Source organism: Enterococcus faecalis, from assembly GCF_029024925.1.
GTDB classification, from domain to species: domain Bacteria; phylum Bacillota; class Bacilli; order Lactobacillales; family Enterococcaceae; genus Enterococcus; species Enterococcus faecalis.
Map to the genome: position 1 here is coordinate 924,212 of NZ_CP118962.1, position 21,814 is coordinate 946,025.

The 21,814-nt window shown below is 36.4% G+C and carries 23 protein-coding genes and 1 other RNA gene; 19 read left to right on the forward strand and 5 right to left on the reverse strand.

Annotation, left to right across the window (positions count from 1 at the left end; genetic code table 11):
- Positions 1 to 4 precede the first annotated feature (4 nt).
- From PYW42_RS04610 to PYW42_RS04660, 11 genes are all read left to right on the forward strand, one after another.
- Entirely contained in the window at positions 5 to 445 is a 441-nt protein-coding gene (locus PYW42_RS04610; RefSeq protein ID WP_002388826.1) for a GNAT family N-acetyltransferase, read from the forward strand.
- A gap of 192 nt (positions 446 to 637) precedes the next feature.
- Positions 638 to 1,792, forward strand: a complete 1,155-nt coding sequence (gene emeA, locus PYW42_RS04615) for a multidrug efflux MFS transporter EmeA (RefSeq protein ID WP_002358140.1) — start codon at positions 638 to 640, stop codon at positions 1,790 to 1,792.
- A gap of 151 nt (positions 1,793 to 1,943) precedes the next feature.
- On the forward strand, positions 1,944 to 3,260 hold the full coding sequence (locus PYW42_RS04620; RefSeq protein WP_010816104.1) for a Y-family DNA polymerase: 1,317 nt from the start codon (positions 1,944 to 1,946) through the stop codon (positions 3,258 to 3,260).
- A gap of 4 nt (positions 3,261 to 3,264) precedes the next feature.
- Complete coding sequence (locus PYW42_RS04625) at positions 3,265 to 3,654, forward strand: hypothetical protein (protein ID WP_002358138.1); 390 nt, start codon at positions 3,265 to 3,267, stop codon at positions 3,652 to 3,654.
- Between the two features lie 71 nt (positions 3,655 to 3,725).
- Entirely contained in the window at positions 3,726 to 3,923 is a 198-nt protein-coding gene (locus PYW42_RS04630; protein WP_002409887.1) for a hypothetical protein, read from the forward strand.
- Positions 3,924 to 3,940: 17 nt separating this feature from the next.
- Entirely contained in the window at positions 3,941 to 4,246 is a 306-nt protein-coding gene (locus PYW42_RS04635) for a hypothetical protein (RefSeq protein WP_002358136.1), read from the forward strand.
- Positions 4,247 to 4,298: 52 nt separating this feature from the next.
- The gene (locus PYW42_RS04640) at positions 4,299 to 4,730 is read left to right on the forward strand and encodes a universal stress protein (protein WP_002388824.1); all 432 of its coding nucleotides are present in this window, start codon (positions 4,299 to 4,301) and stop codon (positions 4,728 to 4,730) included.
- 70 nt (positions 4,731 to 4,800) lie between these two features.
- Positions 4,801 to 5,043, forward strand: a complete 243-nt coding sequence (locus tag PYW42_RS04645) for a hypothetical protein (RefSeq protein WP_002358134.1) — start codon at positions 4,801 to 4,803, stop codon at positions 5,041 to 5,043.
- A gap of 369 nt (positions 5,044 to 5,412) precedes the next feature.
- A complete protein-coding gene (locus PYW42_RS04650) occupies positions 5,413 to 5,859 on the forward strand; it encodes a GNAT family N-acetyltransferase (RefSeq protein WP_002386013.1) in 447 nt (148 codons plus the stop codon).
- 139 nt (positions 5,860 to 5,998) lie between these two features.
- Positions 5,999 to 6,712: a DsbA family oxidoreductase gene (locus tag PYW42_RS04655; RefSeq protein WP_002369662.1), complete on the forward strand. Its 714-nt coding sequence runs from the start codon at positions 5,999 to 6,001 to the stop codon at positions 6,710 to 6,712.
- A gap of 70 nt (positions 6,713 to 6,782) precedes the next feature.
- The gene (locus PYW42_RS04660; RefSeq protein WP_002358131.1) at positions 6,783 to 7,178 is read left to right on the forward strand and encodes a DUF805 domain-containing protein; all 396 of its coding nucleotides are present in this window, start codon (positions 6,783 to 6,785) and stop codon (positions 7,176 to 7,178) included.
- Between the two features lie 185 nt (positions 7,179 to 7,363).
- Here the strand turns inward: PYW42_RS04660 and ebpR are convergent, their stop codons facing one another.
- The gene (ebpR, locus tag PYW42_RS04665) at positions 7,364 to 8,785 is read right to left on the reverse strand and encodes a pilus transcriptional regulator EbpR (RefSeq protein WP_002382000.1); all 1,422 of its coding nucleotides are present in this window, start codon (positions 8,783 to 8,785) and stop codon (positions 7,364 to 7,366) included.
- A 174-nt stretch (positions 8,786 to 8,959) separates the two neighbouring features.
- Between ebpR and ebpA the strand changes: the two genes are divergently transcribed.
- From ebpA to srtC, 4 genes are all read left to right on the forward strand, one after another.
- Positions 8,960 to 12,424 (forward strand): endocarditis and biofilm-associated pilus tip protein EbpA, encoded by a 3,465-nt coding sequence (gene ebpA, locus PYW42_RS04670; protein WP_147594668.1) that lies wholly within the window; start codon positions 8,960 to 8,962, stop codon positions 12,422 to 12,424.
- Positions 12,425 to 12,427: 3 nt separating this feature from the next.
- Entirely contained in the window at positions 12,428 to 13,858 is a 1,431-nt protein-coding gene (gene ebpB, locus PYW42_RS04675) for an endocarditis and biofilm-associated pilus minor subunit EbpB (protein WP_002388884.1), read from the forward strand.
- Positions 13,855 to 15,738, forward strand: a complete 1,884-nt coding sequence (ebpC, locus tag PYW42_RS04680; RefSeq protein ID WP_002388874.1) for an endocarditis and biofilm-associated pilus major subunit EbpC — start codon at positions 13,855 to 13,857, stop codon at positions 15,736 to 15,738. The genes ebpB and ebpC overlap by 4 nt, the downstream gene beginning before the upstream one ends.
- Positions 15,739 to 15,831: 93 nt before the next feature.
- On the forward strand, positions 15,832 to 16,689 hold the full coding sequence (gene srtC / locus PYW42_RS04685) for an Ebp pilus assembly class C sortase (RefSeq protein ID WP_002360607.1): 858 nt from the start codon (positions 15,832 to 15,834) through the stop codon (positions 16,687 to 16,689).
- A 21-nt stretch (positions 16,690 to 16,710) separates the two neighbouring features.
- Here srtC and PYW42_RS04690 read toward each other — a convergent pair whose 3' ends face one another.
- Both PYW42_RS04690 and PYW42_RS14145 read right to left on the reverse strand, forming a co-directional pair.
- The gene (locus tag PYW42_RS04690) at positions 16,711 to 16,989 is read right to left on the reverse strand and encodes a hypothetical protein (RefSeq protein WP_002363681.1); all 279 of its coding nucleotides are present in this window, start codon (positions 16,987 to 16,989) and stop codon (positions 16,711 to 16,713) included.
- A gap of 13 nt (positions 16,990 to 17,002) precedes the next feature.
- On the reverse strand, positions 17,003 to 17,296 hold the full coding sequence (locus PYW42_RS14145) for a hypothetical protein (RefSeq protein WP_002358125.1): 294 nt from the start codon (positions 17,294 to 17,296) through the stop codon (positions 17,003 to 17,005).
- Between the two features lie 194 nt (positions 17,297 to 17,490).
- On the opposite strand from PYW42_RS14145, the gene PYW42_RS04695 reads away from it, so the two are divergent.
- From PYW42_RS04695 to PYW42_RS04705, 3 genes are all read left to right on the forward strand, one after another.
- Positions 17,491 to 17,694: a DUF378 domain-containing protein gene (locus PYW42_RS04695; protein ID WP_002381996.1), complete on the forward strand. Its 204-nt coding sequence runs from the start codon at positions 17,491 to 17,493 to the stop codon at positions 17,692 to 17,694.
- A 359-nt stretch (positions 17,695 to 18,053) separates the two neighbouring features.
- Positions 18,054 to 18,566, forward strand: coding sequence for an enterococcin EntV (gene entV, locus PYW42_RS04700; RefSeq protein WP_002358120.1), 513 nt, complete (start codon positions 18,054 to 18,056; stop codon positions 18,564 to 18,566).
- A complete protein-coding gene (locus PYW42_RS04705) occupies positions 18,551 to 18,736 on the forward strand; it encodes a hypothetical protein (protein ID WP_002384733.1) in 186 nt (61 codons plus the stop codon). The genes entV and PYW42_RS04705 overlap by 16 nt, the downstream gene beginning before the upstream one ends.
- A gap of 134 nt (positions 18,737 to 18,870) precedes the next feature.
- Here the strand turns inward: PYW42_RS04705 and ssrA are convergent.
- Positions 18,871 to 19,237: a transfer-messenger RNA gene (ssrA, locus tag PYW42_RS04710) on the reverse strand.
- A 138-nt stretch (positions 19,238 to 19,375) separates the two neighbouring features.
- Positions 19,376 to 19,681, reverse strand: coding sequence for a DUF898 family protein (locus tag PYW42_RS04715; protein ID WP_002360604.1), 306 nt, complete (start codon positions 19,679 to 19,681; stop codon positions 19,376 to 19,378).
- A 334-nt stretch (positions 19,682 to 20,015) separates the two neighbouring features.
- Between PYW42_RS04715 and PYW42_RS04720 the strand changes: the two genes are divergently transcribed.
- Positions 20,016 to 21,758 (forward strand): collagen binding domain-containing protein, encoded by a 1,743-nt coding sequence (locus PYW42_RS04720; RefSeq protein ID WP_010730748.1) that lies wholly within the window; start codon positions 20,016 to 20,018, stop codon positions 21,756 to 21,758.
- Positions 21,759 to 21,814: the final 56 nt, after the last annotated feature.

The window sequence follows — 21,814 nt, forward strand, 5'->3', positions numbered from 1 at the left end:
ACCCTTGATTAGAAAAATGAAGCCAACAGATGCAGCGGCGTTAACTATCATTAATAAAGAACAATTGGGCTATGAAGTTCCCGTTGACGTGACCTGTAAACAGATTGAGAAATTACTACTAGCCAGTGACAGAGAGTTTTTATATGTTTATGAAGAAACGAAGACAGGCAAGATTTTAGGCTATGTGCATGCGCAACTGTATGAAACAATTTATTCCCAAACGTTATTGAACGTTCTGGGATTAGCAGTGGCAAAAGAAGCAGAAGGCCGTGGAATTGGCAAACAATTAATGATGAAACTAGAAACGGAAGCTAAAAAGTATAACTTGTCTGCGATTCGCTTAAATTCAGGGGAACAGCGTACAGCAGCACATCAATTTTATGAACACATTGGCTATGTTTCTGATAAAAAACAAAAGCGATTCATTAAATACTTGGATACTTAAGTTATGTCTTTAAAAAATAACAATTTCCTTTAAAAAAATAAGTAAAAACTAGTGAAATTTTCAGTGAATTAGTGTAAAATGTATCTCAATGACTCAACGAGTGTTTCAGCCGAAACACTGTCAAAGAAAGTACATACAAAGAAACAGAAATAGCCATTTTTGATGGCTGTTTTTTTATGGAGGAGGCAAATTATGACGAAAAAAAATAGTATGATGTACTTAGCAATTTCTAACTTATTTCTTGTTTTTCTAGGCGTAGGCCTAGTCATTCCCGTAATTCCCCAATTAAAAGAAGAAATGCATTTTTCTGGTACCACAATGGGAATGATGATTTCTATTTTTGCGATTGCCCAATTAATCACATCGCCAATCGCAGGTGTCCTTTCGGATAAAATTGGTCGGAAAAAAATGATTGCGACGGGTATGTTGGTGTTTTCAATTTCTGAGTTATTATTTGGTTTAGCCCAAGCGAAAAGCGGTTTTTATATTTCTCGTGGTTTAGGTGGGATTGCCGCCGCTTTATTAATGCCGTCAGTGACAGCCTTTGTGGCAGATATGACCACGATTTCTGAACGTCCGAAAGCGATGGGACTTGTGTCAGCTGCAATTAGTGGTGGTTTTATTATCGGACCAGGAGTTGGTGGTTTTATTGCTTATTTAGGTATTCGCGCTCCATTTTTTGCGGCCGCATTTTTAGCGTTTATTGGTTTTATTTTGACATTAACTGTTTTGAAGGAGCCGGAGAAACGAATTTTAGCCGCTGTTGAAGCGAAAAAAGGTTCATTTATGGATATTTTAAGAAATCCAATGTTTACCTCATTATTTGTGATTATCTTAATTTCCTCTTTTGGCCTGCAAGCGTTCGAATCTATTTATAGTATTATGGCGACTATTAATTTTGGCTTTACCACAAGTGAAATAGCAATCGTGATTACGGTTAGTGGTATTTTAGCGTTGATTTGTCAGTTGTTTTTCTTTGATGCAATCGTCCAAAAAATAGGTGAAATGGGTTTAATCCAATTAACCTTTTTTGCAAGTGCCATTTTTATTGCCGTGATTGCCTTTACAAAAAATAATTTAGTTGTTGTATTTTCAACGTTTATTGTCTTTTTAGCGTTTGACTTGTTTAGACCAGCAGTAACTACTTATTTATCCAAACATGCTGGAGATCAACAAGGAACCATCAACGGACTAAATTCGACATTTACAAGTTTTGGTAATATTTTAGGACCAATGGCAGCAGGAGCTTTATTTGATATCAATCACTTTTTCCCTTATTATGTTTCAGCAGTAATTCTGTTAGGAACGGGCTTTTTATCGTTATTTTTAAATCGAAATAAGATGTAAAAGAAAAAATAAGTATTTGGAATATAAAAATTCCGAATACTTATTTTTTTTGATCACCGACCGTTCTTGAAAAAAACAAAAAAATAAACAGTGTTCGCTTGATTAATCGAACGTTTGTTCGTATAATGATTTTGCAAGTGAGGTGATGTTTATGAAATTTGATTATGAAAAAGAACCTAGTCGCGATATTCTTTGTATTGATTGCAAAAGTTTTTACGCTAGTGTAGAATGCGCAGAACGTGGGTTAGATCCGTTGAAAACGATGTTAGTAGTGATGAGTAATGCCGAAAATGCGGGGGGATTAGTTTTATCAGCATCGCCAATGGCAAAAAAAGTTTTAGGTGTTTCAAATGTTACGCGTAAAAATCAAGTGCCCGCTCATCCTGATTTATATGTGGTCCCGCCACGAATGAATTTGTACATGAAAAAAAATCAAGAAATCAATAATTTATATAAAAAGTTTGTCGCAGATGAAGATCACTCTGTGTTTAGTGTAGATGAATCATTTCTTGATGTAACGGCTTCTTTAAGTTATTTTCATTGTGAAACCGCCTATAAGATGGCTCGGATTATCCAAAGAGTCGTTTATAATCATGTGGGTATTTATGTGACCGTTGGGATAGGGGACAATCCGTTACTGGCTAAATTGGCGTTGGACAATGGCGCCAAACATTCGCCAGATTTTATTGCAAAATGGCGGTATGATCGTGTACCAGATACTGTCTGGCAGTTGCCTTCTTTGACAGATTTTTGTGGGATTGGTCGCAGAATGGCTAAACGACTGAATCGTTTAGGAATTGATTCTGTATATGAGTTAGCGCAAGCGAATCCGCATCTTTTACAAGAAACATTTGGCGTGATGGGGCTTCAATTGTATGCTCATTCATGGGGGATTGATCGTACCTTTTTAGGAAAAAAAGCACCACATAAAGCTGAAAAATCATTTGGAAATAGTCAGATTTTACCGAGAGATTATGCGCGAAGAGATCAGATTGAACTAGTCTTAAAGGAACTGACAGAACAAGTGGCTACTCGTTTAAGAAAAGCGCATTGTCAAACGGAATGTATCACAGTCTACGTTGGTTATTCCAAAGGTCAAATTGACCGTGAAGGACGAACTGGTTGGCGAAAACAACAAACGATTCCTGCAACAAACAATACAAAAGTTTTGATCACCTATGTATTAGCCCTTTTTAGAGAACATTATCTAGCGGGAACCGATGTCCGGCAATTAGGGCTTTCATATGGGAAATTAGTTTGGAATGAATCTTTACAATTAGATTTATTTTCGGAACCAGAAGAGCAAATTAGTGAAATGGAGTTAAACTATCTGATTGATAAAATCCGACAAAAATTTGGCTTTCAAGCTTTAATTCACGCCTCTTCTTTGTTGGAAGGCGCGACGGCAATTCATCGTTCAGGATTAGTCGGTGGACATGCTGGAGGAAATGTCGGTTTAGGAGGATAACATCATGAAACGAACAAAAAAAGAATTTACACCTTATAATGAGTACCATGATCGGCCCTTTGAACTGAAATGGGCGACCGCTTTTGCATTGGGGGAGTTACAAGAAGGAATCGAAGCTTCTGACGAATATTCTAAGAGAGCGTTTGAACGCTTACCGCAACAGACAACAGAAGAAATTGAAGAATACTTAGAGCAGTCTTTAAAAAATAACCAAGTTTTAGAAATCCAATTGAATACATTGGATGATTTTGGCCGTGTTCAACCGCCAATTGTTGGTGTTTTTGAAGGGATGAGTTCAATGGAGTATGCAAAAGTTGGACATACACATATTTTATTTGAAGAGATTCGGCATATTAAAAGTCATGAGTTTACAAAGTGGTCGAGCCTTGATTAAAAAACTATTGTTATACGTGCGTTTTGTGAAAACATATGAGATAATGTTCATAGGTAATAGAAATAAAAATTATGGAGGTGGCTAGGATGGGACATCATTTAAAAGGACACCATGGCAAAAAAACAAACGAAAATGGCGGTTTTTTAACAAAGTTATTGGCAGGCGGCGCCTTAGTGGGCGTAGGAAAAAAGTTATACGACAATCGTGAAAAAATTAAAGAGCTGTTAAGTGACGACAAAGAAAAAGGCAACGACACTGAAAACAAATAAAGGACTGGATTGACGGAATGGTAAAAGATGCAGCGTATATTATTGAAGAGATTACCACGATTTTAGAAGGAACCTATTTTGTGATAACCAAGAAAGCGAATAAGCGCCGCATGTGTTTACATGTTTCAGATACCGCGAAAGAATTTTTACGTTGTCGACTGGAGTATGAAACATTCTTAGAGCAACAGTTTGATTATGCCACAATGTTTTTAGAAACATGTACGGAAGATGTTTCTGTTGAAATTCAAACGGGACTACTTGAAGAAACAAATTATCAAGCATTAACCGTGGAAAAATTACAACAGATAGCCACTAAAATGTAACACAGCTGTTGTGTTAGTTTTGATTCTTAATTTGGTTAAGGAGGCGGATAAAATGTCAGTATATCAACATATTTTGGTTGCTCTTGATGGCTCAGATCAATCTGAAAAAGCTTTTCATGAAGCTGTCAGGATTGCCAAAGAGGAACAAGCCACTCTTTATTTAGCTACAATTATTAATGATGCTGAATTTACGACGAGTCCATTTTCTTTTGAAGAATTGTATGATTTAGAAAAACACAAGTCAGAAGAAATGCTCACTGAAAAGGCAAAACAAGCGAGTGAAATTGGTGTAAAAACAGTCAAAAAAATTGTTGAGCTTGGGAGCCCAAAACGTTATCTTGCCAACACGATTTCTGAAAATTATGCCATAGATTTAATTGTGCTAGGTGCCACGGGAAGAGGTGCTATTCAACGAACCTTGATTGGTTCTACTACAGATTATGTGGTTAACCATGCTTTGTGCAATGCCTTAGTCGTTCGCTAATTGTGAGTAAATAATCAAGGGAACAATGTTTTATCGGGACGTTTTTTTAAATTAAACGAGAGGTGAGTTTATGAAAACAAAAATCGGAAAAACAGTTATCTTGTCAGCATTTTTATTCACAAGTTTCCTTTTACTGAGTGGTTGTACCTCGGCTGGCGAAGAGATGGAAAAAACAATTGATCGACAGAAAGAAAAAGTCGATAAAACGGTCGATAAGCAGAAACATAAAAATGAAAATTCCATGGAAAGTTACGACGAAAAAGTTGACCGTTCTTTAGATAGTCAAGAAGACAAAATCGATACTACTGAGTAACGGGAAAGCTTTCAACTATCGGCTAGTAAATAAATAATATACAAAAGGGAGCATCCACTGCAGTTATTTCTCACAGCGGATCCTCTCTTTTGTGGTTAAAAAGAAAAAGTTAACTGCTCCCCAACAGTTAACTTTTAATCATGTTGCACATAGTTAAAACACTCTATATATCATTTATATCATTTGAAACGGGTAGTGTAAAAAGAAATCTCTTGAAAAGAGTCTCCATTTATAGGGAAGATTTCCCATAAAAAAGAGAAACGTATAATCACAGAGAGTTAGAGAAAGCAAAGGGAAATAAGTATGTTAAAATAAGAAGCAAGAAAGAATACAAGTATGCAGAAAATAACAACTAATTAGGTGAAAATAATGGAAATACATTTTGAAAAAGTAACAAGCGATAATCGTAAAGCAGTGGAAAACCTACAAGTTTTCGCTGAACAACAAACCTTCATTGAATCAATGGCAGAAAATCTAAAAGAATCAGACCAATTTCCAGAATGGGAATCGGCAGGTATTTATGACGGCAATCAATTAATCGGCTATGCCATGTATGGACGTTGGCAAGATGGGCGCGTTTGGCTAGACCGCTTTTTAATTGATCAACGGTTCCAAGGACAAGGTTATGGGAAAGCAGCCTGTCGACTTTTAATGTTAAAGCTAATAGAAAAATACCAAACAAACAAGCTATACTTGAGTGTTTATGATACGAACAGCTCAGCAATTCGGTTGTATCAGCAACTCGGTTTTGTATTTAATGGTGAATTAGATACGAATGGTGAGCGGGTAATGGAATGGACACATCAGAATAAGTAGATAGAACAGGTGAGACAAAAGCCATAGCGCATTTTGTTTCATCTTTTTCTTTTAATTGGCTTCATTTGTTTACTTTTAGTAAGTAAAATGGTAAATTTAGTTCAATCTGTTTTGAAAAAAGAGTTACTGGAGGGTAAGGATGAAAATAGAATTTTTCCATGATGTTATTTGTAGTTTTTGTTTTCCAATGTCTGACCGCATGCATGAGATTCAACAAGAATTTCCTGAAATTGAATTGATTCATCGGTCGTTTGCGTTAGGATGGTCAGCAAACGATTTTGAAACAATGTTTGGCTCACGAGCAGCAGTAAAAGAAGAAGTTTTGACGCATTGGGTGCATGCCAATCAAAACGATTCAAAGCATCGTTTTAATATTGAAGGGATGAGGAAGCAACGATTTGATTTTCCAACATCAAAGAATGCATTATTAGCAGCAAAAGCAGCTGGATACATTGGCAACCAAGACACTTATTGGTTACTGTTTGATAAGTTACAAGAAGGTTTATTTATGAGAAGTTTAAATATTGAAGAGCCAGAAGTAATTGAGGAGCTAGTAAAAGAGACAACGATTGATTTTGCTTTATGGAAAGAAGCTGTTGCTTCCGAGGCTGTTTGGACGGCGGTTCAAGAAGATTTCGCGCTAGCTTCTGCTTATGGTCTACAAGGAGTTCCCGCACTAATCATTAATCAAAAATATCTAATTAATGGTGCAGTACCGAAACAGCAAATCAGCCAAACTATTCAAAAAATTCTCGCAGAAGAAAAACAACAGCAACCGTTAGTTTCATTAACTCCTTCTTCTGAAGAGTCCGCTTCGTGTGAGTTTAAGGAAGGCACATGGACGTGTCATTAAGCAGCTTAAAATAACGTTATTCTTTGACAAAACGAAAGACTTCTGTAATAGTTAATGCGGGGGTGATAATATGTTTAACGCATATAGAGAATACTGGAATAATATTACAACAATGAATGCGTCAGCAACACGAGCACAATATTGGTGGCCACAATTAATTAATTATTTGGTGTTAGGGATTTATTCAGCAATTACGGGCGTTTACAGATATATTGAAGTAACACCCAATGATGGAACAATCATTAAAGAATGGAATACCGTGACCATTATCTTTTTCTTGCTGACTGCTTTAATTTGGTTGGCAAACTTTACTGTTCGAGCAAGAAGATTGCATGATCGCGACCACAGTAACTGGTGGATTTTATTCTATTTACTTCCTTTTATCGGTACTTTAGTGATCTTCATTACATTAATTTTACCAAGTAAAAGTCACACAAGATGGCCAGTGAATCAATCAGAAATTTAATTTGCTGGTTTCGTTTAGCTGATTATCTTAAGAGTGAAAATAGGACATAAGTCATTTCGACTTATGTCCTATTTTCTTTTTTATTTCAGAAAAATAAAAATATCTTCTGTATGATGGCACCTCACATTACGCGGTTCTTGCTAAAAGGGCTATCTTTTTGGTAGATAGGGAAAACCATTAAGACGTTAAAAGTTTAATAAATCGAGCAATTCTCTTTTGTTAGAAAATAAGATAGCATCATTAATTAAAATACTTGGAACACTGGTTTCAATAATTGGTTGATTGGTAATAATCAAGTCAAATTCTTCGAGTCGATGGTCACCTAATTGTTCTTCCGTAATTGCTAACGTATTTGAACGAATCCGATGCAAAGCTAAAATATCGTGGACATAGTTTCCAATATATTGACTATGATTCAGGCCCATGTCGCTAATAATCAAAATCTTTTTTGAGTCGAAACTCTGGTTAATTTCTGGAAAAGTATTAAGCAACCAAAAAATATAAGAAGATGAATAGTTTAATAGATTTGTTTCTAAAAGAGCGGAAAAGAAATGCAATTCTGCTTTTAATCGTGCATATAAGTGAAGCTGAGTAAAATGAATTTGTCGAGTGAAAAAGGTGGCCCTTTGTGTCAATTCGGAGGTGTCAAAAGGCACTAATTGAGAAAACAAATAAAGACAGGTTAACAAGTGAACAGCGAAGTCGACGACTTCTTCTGTTAATTGTTCAATCTGTGAAAAAGCATTAAATTTTAAATTTTCACGTATTCTTTGACTGATGACTTCTTGGTCTTCGGAGTAGTATTGCTGAAAAGCGCCTCTTTGAAAATATCGGAGAACTTCCCGATAGGTTTCACGGCTGAGTCCAGTGAAATGACGACTGAGTAAAAGATAATCTTCCATTTTGATTGGACTCTTTTTATCTGTTTTTTTCTGGAAACGTTGTTGAAATCCTTGATGCTCTCTTAATAAATCAACAATAAAATACATAATAAAGAAATCGTGTTCATAACTGTTATCCATACTAATAATATTTAATTGGCATTGATTACGACGCATTAATTGTTTGATTTCCTGCTTATCTAATTGATAAGGCAATTCATAATGACCATAATACATTAAAAAGAAAAAGGTTGTAAAAATACGTAAAGGCAATTCTTCTGTTTGGCTAGTTAATTGATAGCCTTGATCAACGATAACGCGAAGAGAGTAAGTTTCCAAGACCTGATTACACTGCTTCAATTTTCGAGCAAAAGAAGAGCGACTAATATTAATGGTATCGCAATAATATTCGATGGTTTTGCCAGGATTTTGGATAAACTCATGGAGCAATTGGGTGGTCGTTGACGTTTTTGCCATATCCGTCAGCACGTTTAAATATAAGGACACATTAAAGTTTTCTAAACGATAGCCTAATTTATGCGATGTTTTAATGGTTAAACTTTCGCCCCAACGCTGTTTAATCTCCTCAATATAACGAATAAAAGTAGACTCAGAACTACCAATATATTTTGCAAGTTCTTTTTTAGTCATCCATTTATCAGAAATGGATAAGACACGAATGATTTCTTCCATTTTCCGATAATTTTTTTCTAAAAACCTAATCATATTGTTTCCTCCCAAGTCCTTTACTTTAATGAAACAATCATCGAAACAATAACGCAATTTCAGAAATGAAACCGCTTGGTATGAAATCTGGCGTGATTTAATGAGCTCCTTCTCTGTATAATAATTATCAGATTAGAATAATGAAATTTTACGTGCTAGGCAATTCTAATTTAACTGTTAATTCATAAAAGAAAGGAGAGAACAGACATTAAATTACTAAAGAAATTTGGGGTTTTCGGCGTAGTCTTTTTACTTGTCTCATCCTATTTCATACCGCTCATTGGCTATGCAGAAACAGCCAAAGAAGTTGAAATTACATCCGCTCAAATGATAACAGATGAGAATGATAAAACGAATATTAATATCGAGTTAAATCTTCTCAACCAAACAGAGCAGCCATTACAACGAGAAATTCAATTGAAAAATGCACAGTTCATGGATACTGCTGTAATTGAAAAAGACGGATATTCTTACCAAGTGACTAATGGTACGCTTTATCTGACTTTGGACGCACAAGTAAAAAAGCCGGTACAGCTTTCGTTAGCTGTTGAGCAAAGTTCGCTTCAAACAGCTCAGCCACCTAAGTTATTGTATGAAAACAACGAATATGATGTTTCAGTTACTTCTGAAAAAATAACAGTAGAGGATTCTGCTAAAGAATCAACTGAACCAGAAAAAATAACTGTACCAGAAAATACGAAAGAAACTAACAAAAATGATTCGGCTCCAGAAAAAACAGAACAGCCGACCGCAACAGAAGAGGTAACCAATCCATTTGCAGAAGCAAGAATGGCGCCAGCTACTTTGAGAGCGAATCTGGCACTGCCTTTAATTGCACCACAATACACGACGGATAATTCTGGGACTTATCCGACAGCTAATTGGCAGCCCACAGGCAATCAAAATGTGTTAAACCATCAAGGGAATAAAGACGGTAGTGCACAATGGGACGGCCAAACGAGTTGGAATGGGGACCCTACTAATCGCACAAATTCTTATATTGAGTATGGCGGTACAGGAGACCAAGCCGATTATGCCATCCGAAAATATGCTAGAGAAACAACAACACCAGGGCTTTTTGATGTATATCTTAATGTGCGTGGGAATGTTCAGAAAGAAATCACGCCATTGGATTTGGTCTTAGTCGTTGACTGGTCCGGTAGTATGAATGAAAACAATCGGATTGGTGAAGTTCAAAAAGGAGTGAACCGTTTTGTTGATACATTGGCAGATAGCGGTATTACCAATAACATCAACATGGGCTATGTTGGCTACTCAAGTGACGGTTATAATAACAACGCCATTCAAATGGGGCCGTTTGATACAGTCAAAAATCCAATTAAAAATATTACGCCAAGTAGCACTAGAGGAGGAACTTTCACTCAAAAAGCATTAAGAGATGCTGGTGATATGTTAGCAACGCCAAATGGACATAAGAAAGTCATTGTACTTTTAACGGATGGCGTCCCAACCTTCTCTTATAAAGTGAGTCGAGTTCAAACAGAGGCGGATGGTCGCTTTTACGGGACACAATTTACGAATCGACAAGATCAACCAGGTAGCACTTCTTATATCTCTGGTAGCTATAATGCGCCAGATCAAAACAATATCAATAAACGGATTAACAGTACGTTTATCGCCACGATAGGTGAGGCAATGGCCTTAAAACAACGTGGGATTGAAATACATGGATTGGGCATTCAATTGCAAAGCGATCCACGAGCTAATTTATCTAAACAACAAGTTGAAGATAAAATGCGTGAGATGGTGTCAGCCGATGAAAATGGAGACCTTTATTATGAATCCGCGGATTATGCACCAGACATTTCTGATTATTTAGCGAAAAAAGCCGTTCAGATTTCAGGAACGGTTGTAAACGGAAAAGTAGTTGATCCAATTGCTGAACCTTTTAAATACGAGCCAAATACATTATCAATGAAAAGTGTGGGTCCTGTTCAGGTTCAAACATTACCAGAAGTGTCGCTAACAGGCGCTACAATTAATAGTAATGAGATTTATTTGGGTAAAGGGCAAGAAATTCAAATTCATTATCAAGTACGTATTCAAACAGAGTCAGAAAACTTCAAACCTGATTTTTGGTATCAAATGAATGGTCGGACAACGTTTCAGCCATTAGCCACGGCCCCTGAAAAAGTTGATTTTGGGGTTCCTTCGGGAAAAGCACCTGGCGTGAAGTTAAACGTGAAAAAAATCTGGGAAGAGTATGATCAAGACCCAATAAGTCGGCCAGATAACGTGATTTATGAAATTAGTAGAAAGCAAGTAACTGACACAGCCAACTGGCAAACTGGGTATATTAAATTATCAAAACCAGAAAATGATACCAGCAATAGTTGGGAGCGCAAAAATGTAACCCAACTTTCCAAAACCGCGGATGAAAGCTATCAAGAAGTTCTTGGACTTCCCCAATACAACAATCAAGGACAAGCTTTCAATTATCAAACAACCCGTGAATTAGCAGTTCCTGGTTACAGTCAAGAAAAAATCGACGATACTACTTGGAAAAACACGAAGCAGTTCAAGCCATTAGATTTAAAAGTAATCAAAAATTCTTCCTCAGGTGAGAAAAACTTAGTGGGAGCCGTTTTTGAATTGAGTGGTAAAAATGTTCAGACAACATTAGTGGACAATAAAGATGGGAGCTATTCCTTGCCAAAAGATGTGCGCCTACAAAAAGGGGAACGCTATATATTAACTGAAGTAAAAGCACCTGCAGGACATGAGTTAGGTAAGAAAACGACTTGGCAAATTGAGGTGAATGAGCAAGGCAAAGTAAGCATCGATGGACAAGAAGTGACCACCACAAATCAAGTTATTCCATTGGAAATTGAAAATAAATTTTCTTCTTTGCCAATCAGAATTAGAAAATACACCATGCAAAATGGCAAACAAGTGAACTTAGCAGAGGCGACTTTTGCGTTGCAAAGAAAAAATGCTCAAGGAAGTTACCAAACTGTGGCAACTCAAAAAACAGATACTGCAGGATTGAGCTATTTTAAAATTAGTGAACCTGGTGAGTATCGAATGGTGGAACAATCAGGACCATTAGGCTACGACACTCTTGCTGGAAATTATGAATTTACTGTTGATAAATATGGGAAAATTCACTATGCAGGCAAAAATATTGAAGAAAATGCGCCAGAATGGACACTGACACATCAAAATAATTTGAAACCTTTTGACTTAACAGTTCATAAAAAAGCCGATAATCAGACGCCACTTAAAGGAGCGAAATTCCGTTTAACAGGACCAGATACGGATATTGAATTACCAAAAGATGGCAAAGAAACGGATACTTTTGTTTTTGAAAACTTAAAACCAGGGAAATATGTTCTAACAGAAACCTTTACGCCAGAAGGATATCAGGGGTTAAAAGAACCAATCGAATTAATAATTCGTGAAGATGGTTCAGTCACGATAGATGGGGAAAAAGTAGCAGATGTTTTAATTTCTGGAGAGAAGAATAATCAAATTACTTTAGATGTTACGAACCAAGCAAAGGTTCCTTTACCTGAAACTGGTGGCATAGGACGCTTGTGGTTTTACTTGATAGCGATTAGTACATTCGTGATAGCGGGTGTTTATCTCTTTATTAGACGACCAGAAGGGAGTGTGTAATCAATGAAAAACGCACGTTGGTTAAGTATTTGCGTCATGCTACTCGCTCTTTTCGGGTTTTCACAGCAAGCATTAGCAGAGGCATCGCAAGCAAGCGTTCAAGTTACGTTGCACAAATTATTGTTCCCTGATGGTCAATTACCAGAACAGCAGCAAAACACAGGGGAAGAGGGAACGCTGCTTCAAAATTATCGGGGCTTAAATGACGTCACTTATCAAGTCTATGATGTGACGGATCCGTTTTATCAGCTTCGTTCTGAAGGAAAAACGGTCCAAGAGGCACAGCGTCAATTAGCAGAAACCGGTGCAATGAATAGAAAACCGATCGCAGAAGATAAAACACAGACAATAAATGGAGAAGATGGAGTGGTTTCTTTTTCATTAGCTAGCAAAGATTCGCAGCAACGAGATAAAGCCTATTTATTTGTTGAAGCGGAAGCACCGGAAGTGGTAAAGGAAAAAGCTAGCAACCTAGTAGTGATTTTGCCTGTTCAAGATCCACAAGGGCAATCGTTAACGCATATTCATTTATATCCAAAAAATGAAGAAAATGCCTATGACTTACCACCACTTGAAAAAACGGTACTCGATAAGCAACAAGGCTTTAATCAAGGAGAGCACATTAACTATCAGTTAACGACTCAGATTCCAGCGAATATTTTAGGATATCAGGAATTCCGTTTGTCAGATAAGGCGGATACAACGTTGACACTTTTACCAGAATCAATTGAGGTAAAAGTGGCTGGAAAAACAGTTACTACAGGTTACACACTGACGACGCAAAAGCATGGATTTACGCTTGATTTTTCAATTAAAGACTTACAAAACTTTGCAAATCAAACAATGACTGTGTCGTATCAAATGCGTTTAGAAAAGACCGCTGAACCAGACACTGCGATTAACAACGAAGGACAATTAGTCACGGACAAGCATACCTTGACTAAAAGAGCCGCAGTTCGTACAGGCGGCAAGTCTTTTGTCAAAGTTGATAGTGAAAATGCGAAAATCACCTTGCCAGAGGCTGCTTTTATCGTCAAAAATCAAGCGGGGGAATACCTCAATGAAACAGCAAACAGGTATCGTTGGCAAAAAGAAAAAGCATTAGCTAAAAAATTCACGTCTAATCAAGCCGGTGAATTTTCAGTTAAAGGCTTAAAAGATGGCCAGTACTTCTTAGAAGAAATCTCTGCACCAAAAGGTTATCTTCTGAATCAAACAGAAATTCCTTTTACGGTGGAAAAAAATTCTTATGCAACGAACGGACAACGAACAGCACCGTTACATGTAATCAACAAAAAAGTAAAAGAGTCAGGCTTCTTACCAAAAACAAATGAAGAACGTTCTATTTGGTTGACGATTGCAGGCCTGCTAATCATTGGGATGGTAGTCATTTGGCTATTTTATCAAAAACAAAAAAGAGGAGAGAGAAAATGAAGCAATTAAAAAAAGTTTGGTACACCATTAGTACCTTGTTACTAATTTTGCCACTTTTCACGAGTGTATTAGGGACAACAACTGCATTTGCAGAAGAAAATGGGGAGAGCGCACAGCTCGTGATTCACAAAAAGAAAATGACGGATTTACCAGATCCGCTTATTCAAAATAGCGGGAAAGAAATGAGCGAGTTTGATAAATATCAAGGACTGGCAGATGTGACGTTTAGTATTTATAACGTGACGAGCGAATTTTACGAGCAACGAGCGGCAGGCGCAAGCGTCGATGCAGCTAAACAAGCTGTCCAAAGTTTAACTCCTGGGAAACCTGTTGCTCAAGGAACCACCGATGCAAATGGGAATGTCACTGTTCAGTTACCTAAAAAACAAAATGGTAAAGATGCAGTGTATACCATTAAAGAAGAACCAAAAGAGGGTGTAGTTGCTGCTACGAATATGGTGGTGGCGTTCCCAGTTTACGAAATGATCAAGCAAGCAGATGGTTCCTATAAATATGGAACAGAAGAATTAGCGGTTGTTCATATTTATCCTAAAAATGTAGTAGCCAATGATGGTAGTTTACATGTGAAAAAAGTAGGAACTGCTGAAAATGAAGGATTAAATGGCGCAGAATTTGTTATTTCCAAAAGCGAAGGCTCACCAGGCACAGTAAAATATATCCAAGGAGTCAAAGATGGATTATATACATGGACAACGGATAAAGAACAAGCAAAACGCTTTATTACTGGGAAAAGTTATGAAATTGGCGAAAATGATTTTACAGAAGCAGAGAATGGAACGGGAGAATTAACAGTTAAAAATCTTGAGGTTGGTTCGTATATTTTAGAAGAAGTAAAAGCTCCAAATAATGCAGAATTAATTGAAAATCAAACAAAAACACCATTTACAATTGAAGCAAACAATCAAACACCTGTTGAAAAAACAGTCAAAAATGATACCTCTAAAGTTGATAAAACAACACCAAGCTTAGATGGTAAAGATGTGGCAATTGGCGAAAAAATTAAATATCAAATTTCTGTAAATATTCCATTGGGGATTGCAGACAAAGAAGGCGACGCTAATAAATACGTCAAATTCAATTTAGTTGATAAACATGATGCAGCCTTAACTTTTGATAACGTGACTTCTGGAGAGTATGCCTATGCGTTATATGATGGGGATACAGTGATTGCTCCTGAAAATTATCAAGTGACTGAACAAGCAAATGGCTTCACTGTCGCCGTTAATCCAGCATATATTCCTACGTTAACGCCAGGCGGCACACTAAAATTCGTTTACTTTATGCATTTAAATGAAAAAGCAGATCCTACGAAAGGCTTTAAAAATGAGGCGAATGTTGATAACGGTCATACCGACGACCAAACACCACCAACTGTTGAAGTGGTGACAGGTGGGAAACGTTTCATTAAAGTCGATGGCGATGTGACAGCGACACAAGCCTTGGCGGGAGCTTCCTTTGTCGTCCGTGATCAAAACAGCGACACAGCAAATTATTTGAAAATCGATGAAACAACGAAAGCAGCAACTTGGGTGAAAACAAAAGCTGAAGCAACTACTTTTACAACAACGGCTGATGGATTAGTTGATATCACAGGGCTTAAATACGGTACCTATTATTTAGAAGAAACTGTAGCTCCTGATGATTATGTCTTGTTAACAAATCGGATTGAATTTGTGGTCAATGAACAATCATATGGCACAACAGAAAACCTAGTTTCACCAGAAAAAGTACCAAACAAACACAAAGGTACCTTACCTTCAACAGGTGGCAAAGGAATCTACGTTTACTTAGGAAGTGGCGCAGTCTTGCTACTTATTGCAGGAGTCTACTTTGCTAGACGTAGAAAAGAAAATGCTTAATTTCTAGCATCACCGAAGAAATTTTTAGAAAAACAAAGAGCCTGGGCCAATCACTGTCCCAGGCTTTCATGCTTTATTTTTAAGGAGGAAGCAATGAAGTCAAAAAAGAAACGTCGTATCATTGATGGTTTTATGATTCTTTTACTGATTATTGGAATAGGTGCATTTGCGTATCCTTTTGTTAGCGATGCATTAAATAACTATCTGGATCAACAAATTATCGCTCATTATCAAGCAAAAGCAAGCCAAGAAAACACCAAAGAAATGGCTGAACTTCAAGAAAAAATGGAAAAGAAAAACCAAGAATTAGCGAAAAAAGGCAGCAATCCTGGATTAGATCCTTTTTCTGAAACGCAAAAAACAACGAAAAAACCAGACAAATCCTATTTTGAAAGTCATACGATTGGTGTTTTAACCATTCCAAAAATAAATGTCCGTTTACCAATTTTTGATAAAACGAATGCATTGCTATTGGAAAAAGGAAGCTCCTTGTTAGAAGGAACCTCCTATCCTACAGGTGGTGCGAATACACATGCGGTCATTTCAGGACATCGTGGTCTCCCTCAAGCCAAATTATTTACAGATTTGCCAGAATTAAAAAAAGGCGATGAATTTTATATCGAAGTTAATGGGAAGACGCTTGCTTATCAAGTAGATCAAATAAAAACCGTTGAACCAACTGATACAAAAGATTTACACATTGAGTCTGGCCAAGATCTCGTCACTTTATTAACTTGCACACCGTATATGATAAACAGTCATCGGTTATTAGTTCGAGGACATCGTATCCCATATCAACCAGAAAAAGCAGCAGCAGGAATGAAAAAAGTGGCACAACAACAAAATTTACTATTATGGACATTACTTTTAATTGCCTGTGCGTTAATTATTAGCGGCTTCATTATCTGGTACAAGCGACGGAAAAAGACGACCAGAAAGCATGGAAATTAACGATTCGTATAATAAAAGTGACTATGTTTTTATTTTTTTAAACCCTTTACGTAGTAAATCAATGACCAAACCTAAGCAAAAATAAGTACAAAAATGAAGCCCAGAAGAAATCAACATTCTGGTTGTTAAAGGCTGCTGGGAATAATAAGTATCCAGCACAGGCGTTTGGTGAATAATAGAAAAACCTAGAAAATCTGTAAGGGCCAATAGAAATCCCTTACTATCATATCCAGAAAACCAAAGTAGTATGACGAAAAGGCTAAACATACTAAAAAAAAGAGTAAAAAAATAGCTTTTCAATTTTTAATCCTCCTTATCGTGCATAATTGAACCAGAGAAACAGAAGTATTAACGAAATAACTAAAAGAGCAAGCCCTGAATAAAAAGCGACAAAGGGCCAATCAATCGACTGTTTAAATTCCTGCCAAGTTTGGATTTTTCTGTTTTTTTTCGCGCTATCCTCAAGCGTGAGTAAATAATTCAATAGTAAGAGGAGCAGCAACACCGTGAAATCATTTGTGGTAAAAAGCACATGTAAAAATAGAATGACAAAGACAACACGGGATAACACTCGATTCCGCAAAATTAAAAATAACTTAGCACGCATAATAAACCACCATTTCTTATCAGAGATAATGAATCTGTTTTTGTCTACTCTTTAGTTATATCATAAAATTCTTAATAACGAAAAAATGATTCGAGAAAATAATTGAAAAAAGTTTTTTTCCTGAATCATTATTTTCGTAAATAAAGAATAAACGTGTTACTCTTGGCTTATCAAATTTGGAAGGAGTGTTAAAAATGAAATATCTGGATATTATTGCTTTAATTTTATTGATTGTCGGAGGTTTAAACTGGTTATTAGTTGGTGCATTTAATTTTGATTTAGTTGCAACAATTAGTGGCGGTGCAACCACACCATTAGCAAAAATTATCTATATTATTGTCGGAATTTGTGCGATTTATTCTATTAAGTTTTTAGCTCCTTTGTTCCGCGAACCATAGGATTGATTTAAAAGATTTAGATAACGTGAAGTTATTTTGACTTAGCAATTGAGAGTTTCCTTGAGAAAGGGGACTCTTTTTTTATTTTCTATATTCGTTTCAGAAGGTTTAGATAAGCTCAAAAAATATTTCAAGAGAGCTGCGTTGTTTTCAAAATAGAACCTAGCATTACCTCGAACGTACCTCAAATAACCTGTGTCTTTTTTTGAATCATTAGTTCAAATTGATGTGATCACTAGTGAGAAAAATCAGCTCTAGGATATATAGGAAAATATAAGCATCAAATAGGGATTTTGATGATAAATTATCTTTTTCCTTGTTATGATTATAACAAGGAAAAAGAAAGTAGGGATTTATTTATGGAATTACAGGTGACAAAAAAGGCTAAATTTTTTTGTTTGGCGATGGCATTACTAATGACATTAGGTATTTTTATCAGCGCTGGTACAAGTGTTTATGCATCTGACCAGCTAGAGGATTCAGAAGTTGAGGCTGTAGCAAAAGGACTGGAAGAAATGTATGCGAATGGAGTGACGGAAGATAACTTTAAAAACTATGTCAAAAATAATTTTGCTCAGCAAGAGATTTCTTCAGTTGAGGAAGAATTAAATGTAAATATTTCTGATGCTTCAACAGTAGTTCAAGCACGTTTTAATTGGAATGCATTAGGAAGTTGCGTTGCTAACAAAATCAAAGATGAGTTTTTTGCAATGATTAGTATCAGCGCAATTGTAAAAGCTGCACAAAAGAAAGCCTGGAAAGAATTAGCAGTGACTGTATTACGCTTCGCTAAAGCCAATGGGTTAAAGACGAATGCTATTATTGTAGCTGGACAACTAGCTTTATGGGCAGTTCAATGTGGGCTAAGCTAATGAATTTAAAAGATCATGTTACGGAAATAGTAATTACTTTTATCATCGCTTTTGTGTATACTTGGATAGATTCAGGAGAAATTGAAATCTTAAAAACTCTTTTGATAACAATAATATTTTTAGCCATGTTCTATGCAATACCCAAAATCACCAATAGAAAAAGAAAATGAAGTGGTTTTAGAAAGATAATGTGATAGGAAGTGTAAGAGGAGGTAACGAGCCTTCTCTTGCTTATAGAAAAAAAGAGCTAAAACCTTTATTTTATAAGGTTTTAGCTCTTTTTTGTTTTTCTCTACTTTTCTAAAAATGGAGACGGCGGGAGTCGAACCCGCGTCCAAACATATTGCCACTTAAATCTCTACGTTCATAGACACTCATTTAAAGGTTCGCTTTACAGCGTGCCGAGTGACAGGCATTCTGTATTGCTAGTCTGGTAAGCTCTTCTAAATTTTACAGACGGAAAAATTTAGCGTATCCCACTTCGATTAGGACCCTGACCCGAGCACATGGGCGATGCCGGGAGGATCTTCGCTAGCTGGTTTTTAGGCAGCTAAAGCGAAAGAATTGTTTTCGTTTTTAGCAGTTATATTTAACTGTAACGTTTTAACGTAGCCGTAACCTACGAAACGCAATTCAAGCTCAACTATGCCTGTCGAATCCGTAACGCCCCCGAAATAACATAAGTATCCCTTGATACTTATCAAAGTATAGCATAAATTCCTTGTTTTTTCAAAGAGTAGGATAACACTCTGTTAGATATTCATAAAAAGAGGAAGGATGGACCGTAACTCAGTTCATCCTTCCTCTTTTTATGAAAGTGTGTGGGTATGTTTTGTAATCCATTGTTGCAAACGGATATTCAACCAAAAACCATAAATTCCTAAAGTAATTATAGTTAATAAAAGCCATTTAATCCAATGACCGAATAATTGCATAGCTGTACCGTCAAAATAAAGGCGTTTACCATCAATAACGGTATGCTTGATTTTCCAGTTGTACATCATACAAATTCCCCAAGGTGCGCAAATGCCTAATGTAAAGACAGTAATCAAGGTTGCTAAAATTGAAGTCCCGATATACGTTGCTAAACCACCGTCAAAATATGAATTTTTCATTCTTTTCCTCCTTATCTCATAAACTTTATTATAACAAGAATAAATGGCCTGGGAAACAAAATGAGGATGAAATAAGTATTTTTATTCATTATTGATGTGAAATATGTTATTTATGCAACTCAAATTTGGTAGCATTAGATATTTTGTAACAAATGTTATCTAATGTAACTACCATAATAAACCGTTTTCCTTAGAAAGTGAATTAGAAATTTTAAAAAAAGGCTATTTAAATGAGCATTAATATTGTGTGAGATATATCTTTTTGCTATTGTCAACTTCTGAAAAAGACCACTAAGTGGAAAAAATAAGAGAAAAGAAGGGTGAATAATTTTTTATGACAAAAAGTGTAAAATTTTTAGTGTTACTGTTGGTAATGATTCTACCAATTGCGGGGGCGTTATTAATTGGTCCAATTTCATTTGGCGCCGAATTGAGCAAAAGTCCAATCGTTGACAAAGTAGAATTAGATCACACTACTTTATATCAAGGGGAGATGACCTCCATTAAAGTATCTTTTAGTGACAAAGAAAATCAGAAAATAAAACCTGGAGATACTATTACTTTAACTTTACCAAATGCATTAGTTGGAATGACCGAGAACGATGGCTCACCACGAAAAATCAATTTAAATGGTTTAGGGGAAGTTTTTATCTATAAAGATCATGTTGTAGCAACATTTAATGAAAAAGTTGAATCTTTACATAATGTGAATGGGCATTTTTCTTTCGGGATTAAAACGCTTATCACCAATAGTTCGCAACCGAACGTGATAGAAACGGATTTCGGAACAGCAACGGCGACTCAACGTTTGACGATTGAAGGAGTGACTAACACAGAGACTGGCCAAATTGAGCGAGACTATCCGTTTTTTTATAAAGTAGGCGATTTGGCTGGAGAGTCAAATCAAGTACGTTGGTTTTTAAATGTGAACCTCAATAAATCCGATGTCACAGAAGATATTTCAATTGCGGATCGACAAGGAAGTGGTCAACAATTAAATAAAGAGAGTTTTACATTTGATATTGTGAATGACAAAGAAACTAAATATATTTCACTTGCCGAGTTTGAGCAACAAGGTTATGGCAAAATTGACTTTGTGACAGATAACGACTTTAATTTACGTTTTTATCAGGATAAAGCACGCTTTACTTCCTTTATCGTCCGTTACACTTCGACAATCACAGAAGCAGGCCAACATCAAGCAACATTTGAAAATAGTTATGACATCAATTATCAACTAAACAATCAAGACGCAACGAATGAAAAAAATACATCACAGGTTAAAAATGTTTTTGTAGAAGGCGAGGCAAGCGGTAATCAAAATGTGGAAATGCCAACAGAAGAAAGTCTAGACATTCCTTTAGAGACAATAGAAGAATGGGAACCAAAGACACCTACTTCGGAACAGGCAACAGAAACAAGTGAAAAGACAGACACAACAGAAACTGCAGAAAGCAGTCAACCAGAAGTTCATGTCTCACCAACAGAAGAAGAAAATCCAGATGAAGGTGGAACACTAGGCACGATTGAGCCAATCATACCTGAAAAACCAAGTGTGACAACTGAAGAGAATGGCACAACAGAAACTGCAGAAAGCAGTCAACCAGAAGTTCATGTGTCGCCAACGGAAGAAGAAAATCCAGATGAAAGTGAAACGTTAGGTACAATTGCACCAATCCTACCTGAAAAACCAAGTGTGACAACTGAAGAGAATGGCACAACAGAAACGGCAGAAAGCAGCCAATCAGAAGTTCATGTCTCACCAACAAAAGAAATTACTATAACTGAGAAAAAACAGCCATCCACAGAAACAACTGTGGAGACAAATAAAACTATTACATCAAAAAATCAACCACAAATACTAAACGCTCCATTAAATACATTGAAAAATGAAGGAAGCCCACAATTGGCTCCCCAACTGCTTAGTGAACCAATTCAAAAATTAAATGAAGCAAACGGGCAACGAGAACTTCCCAAAACAGGCACAACAAAAACACCGTTTATGTTAATAGCAAGAATACTGGCAAGTACATTTGCTGTTTTAGGTGTAAGTTATCTACAAATCAGAAAGAATTAACAATAGAAAAGCCATCCAGCTTTCGCTGGGGGGCTTTTCTATTTTCTGGAGATAAA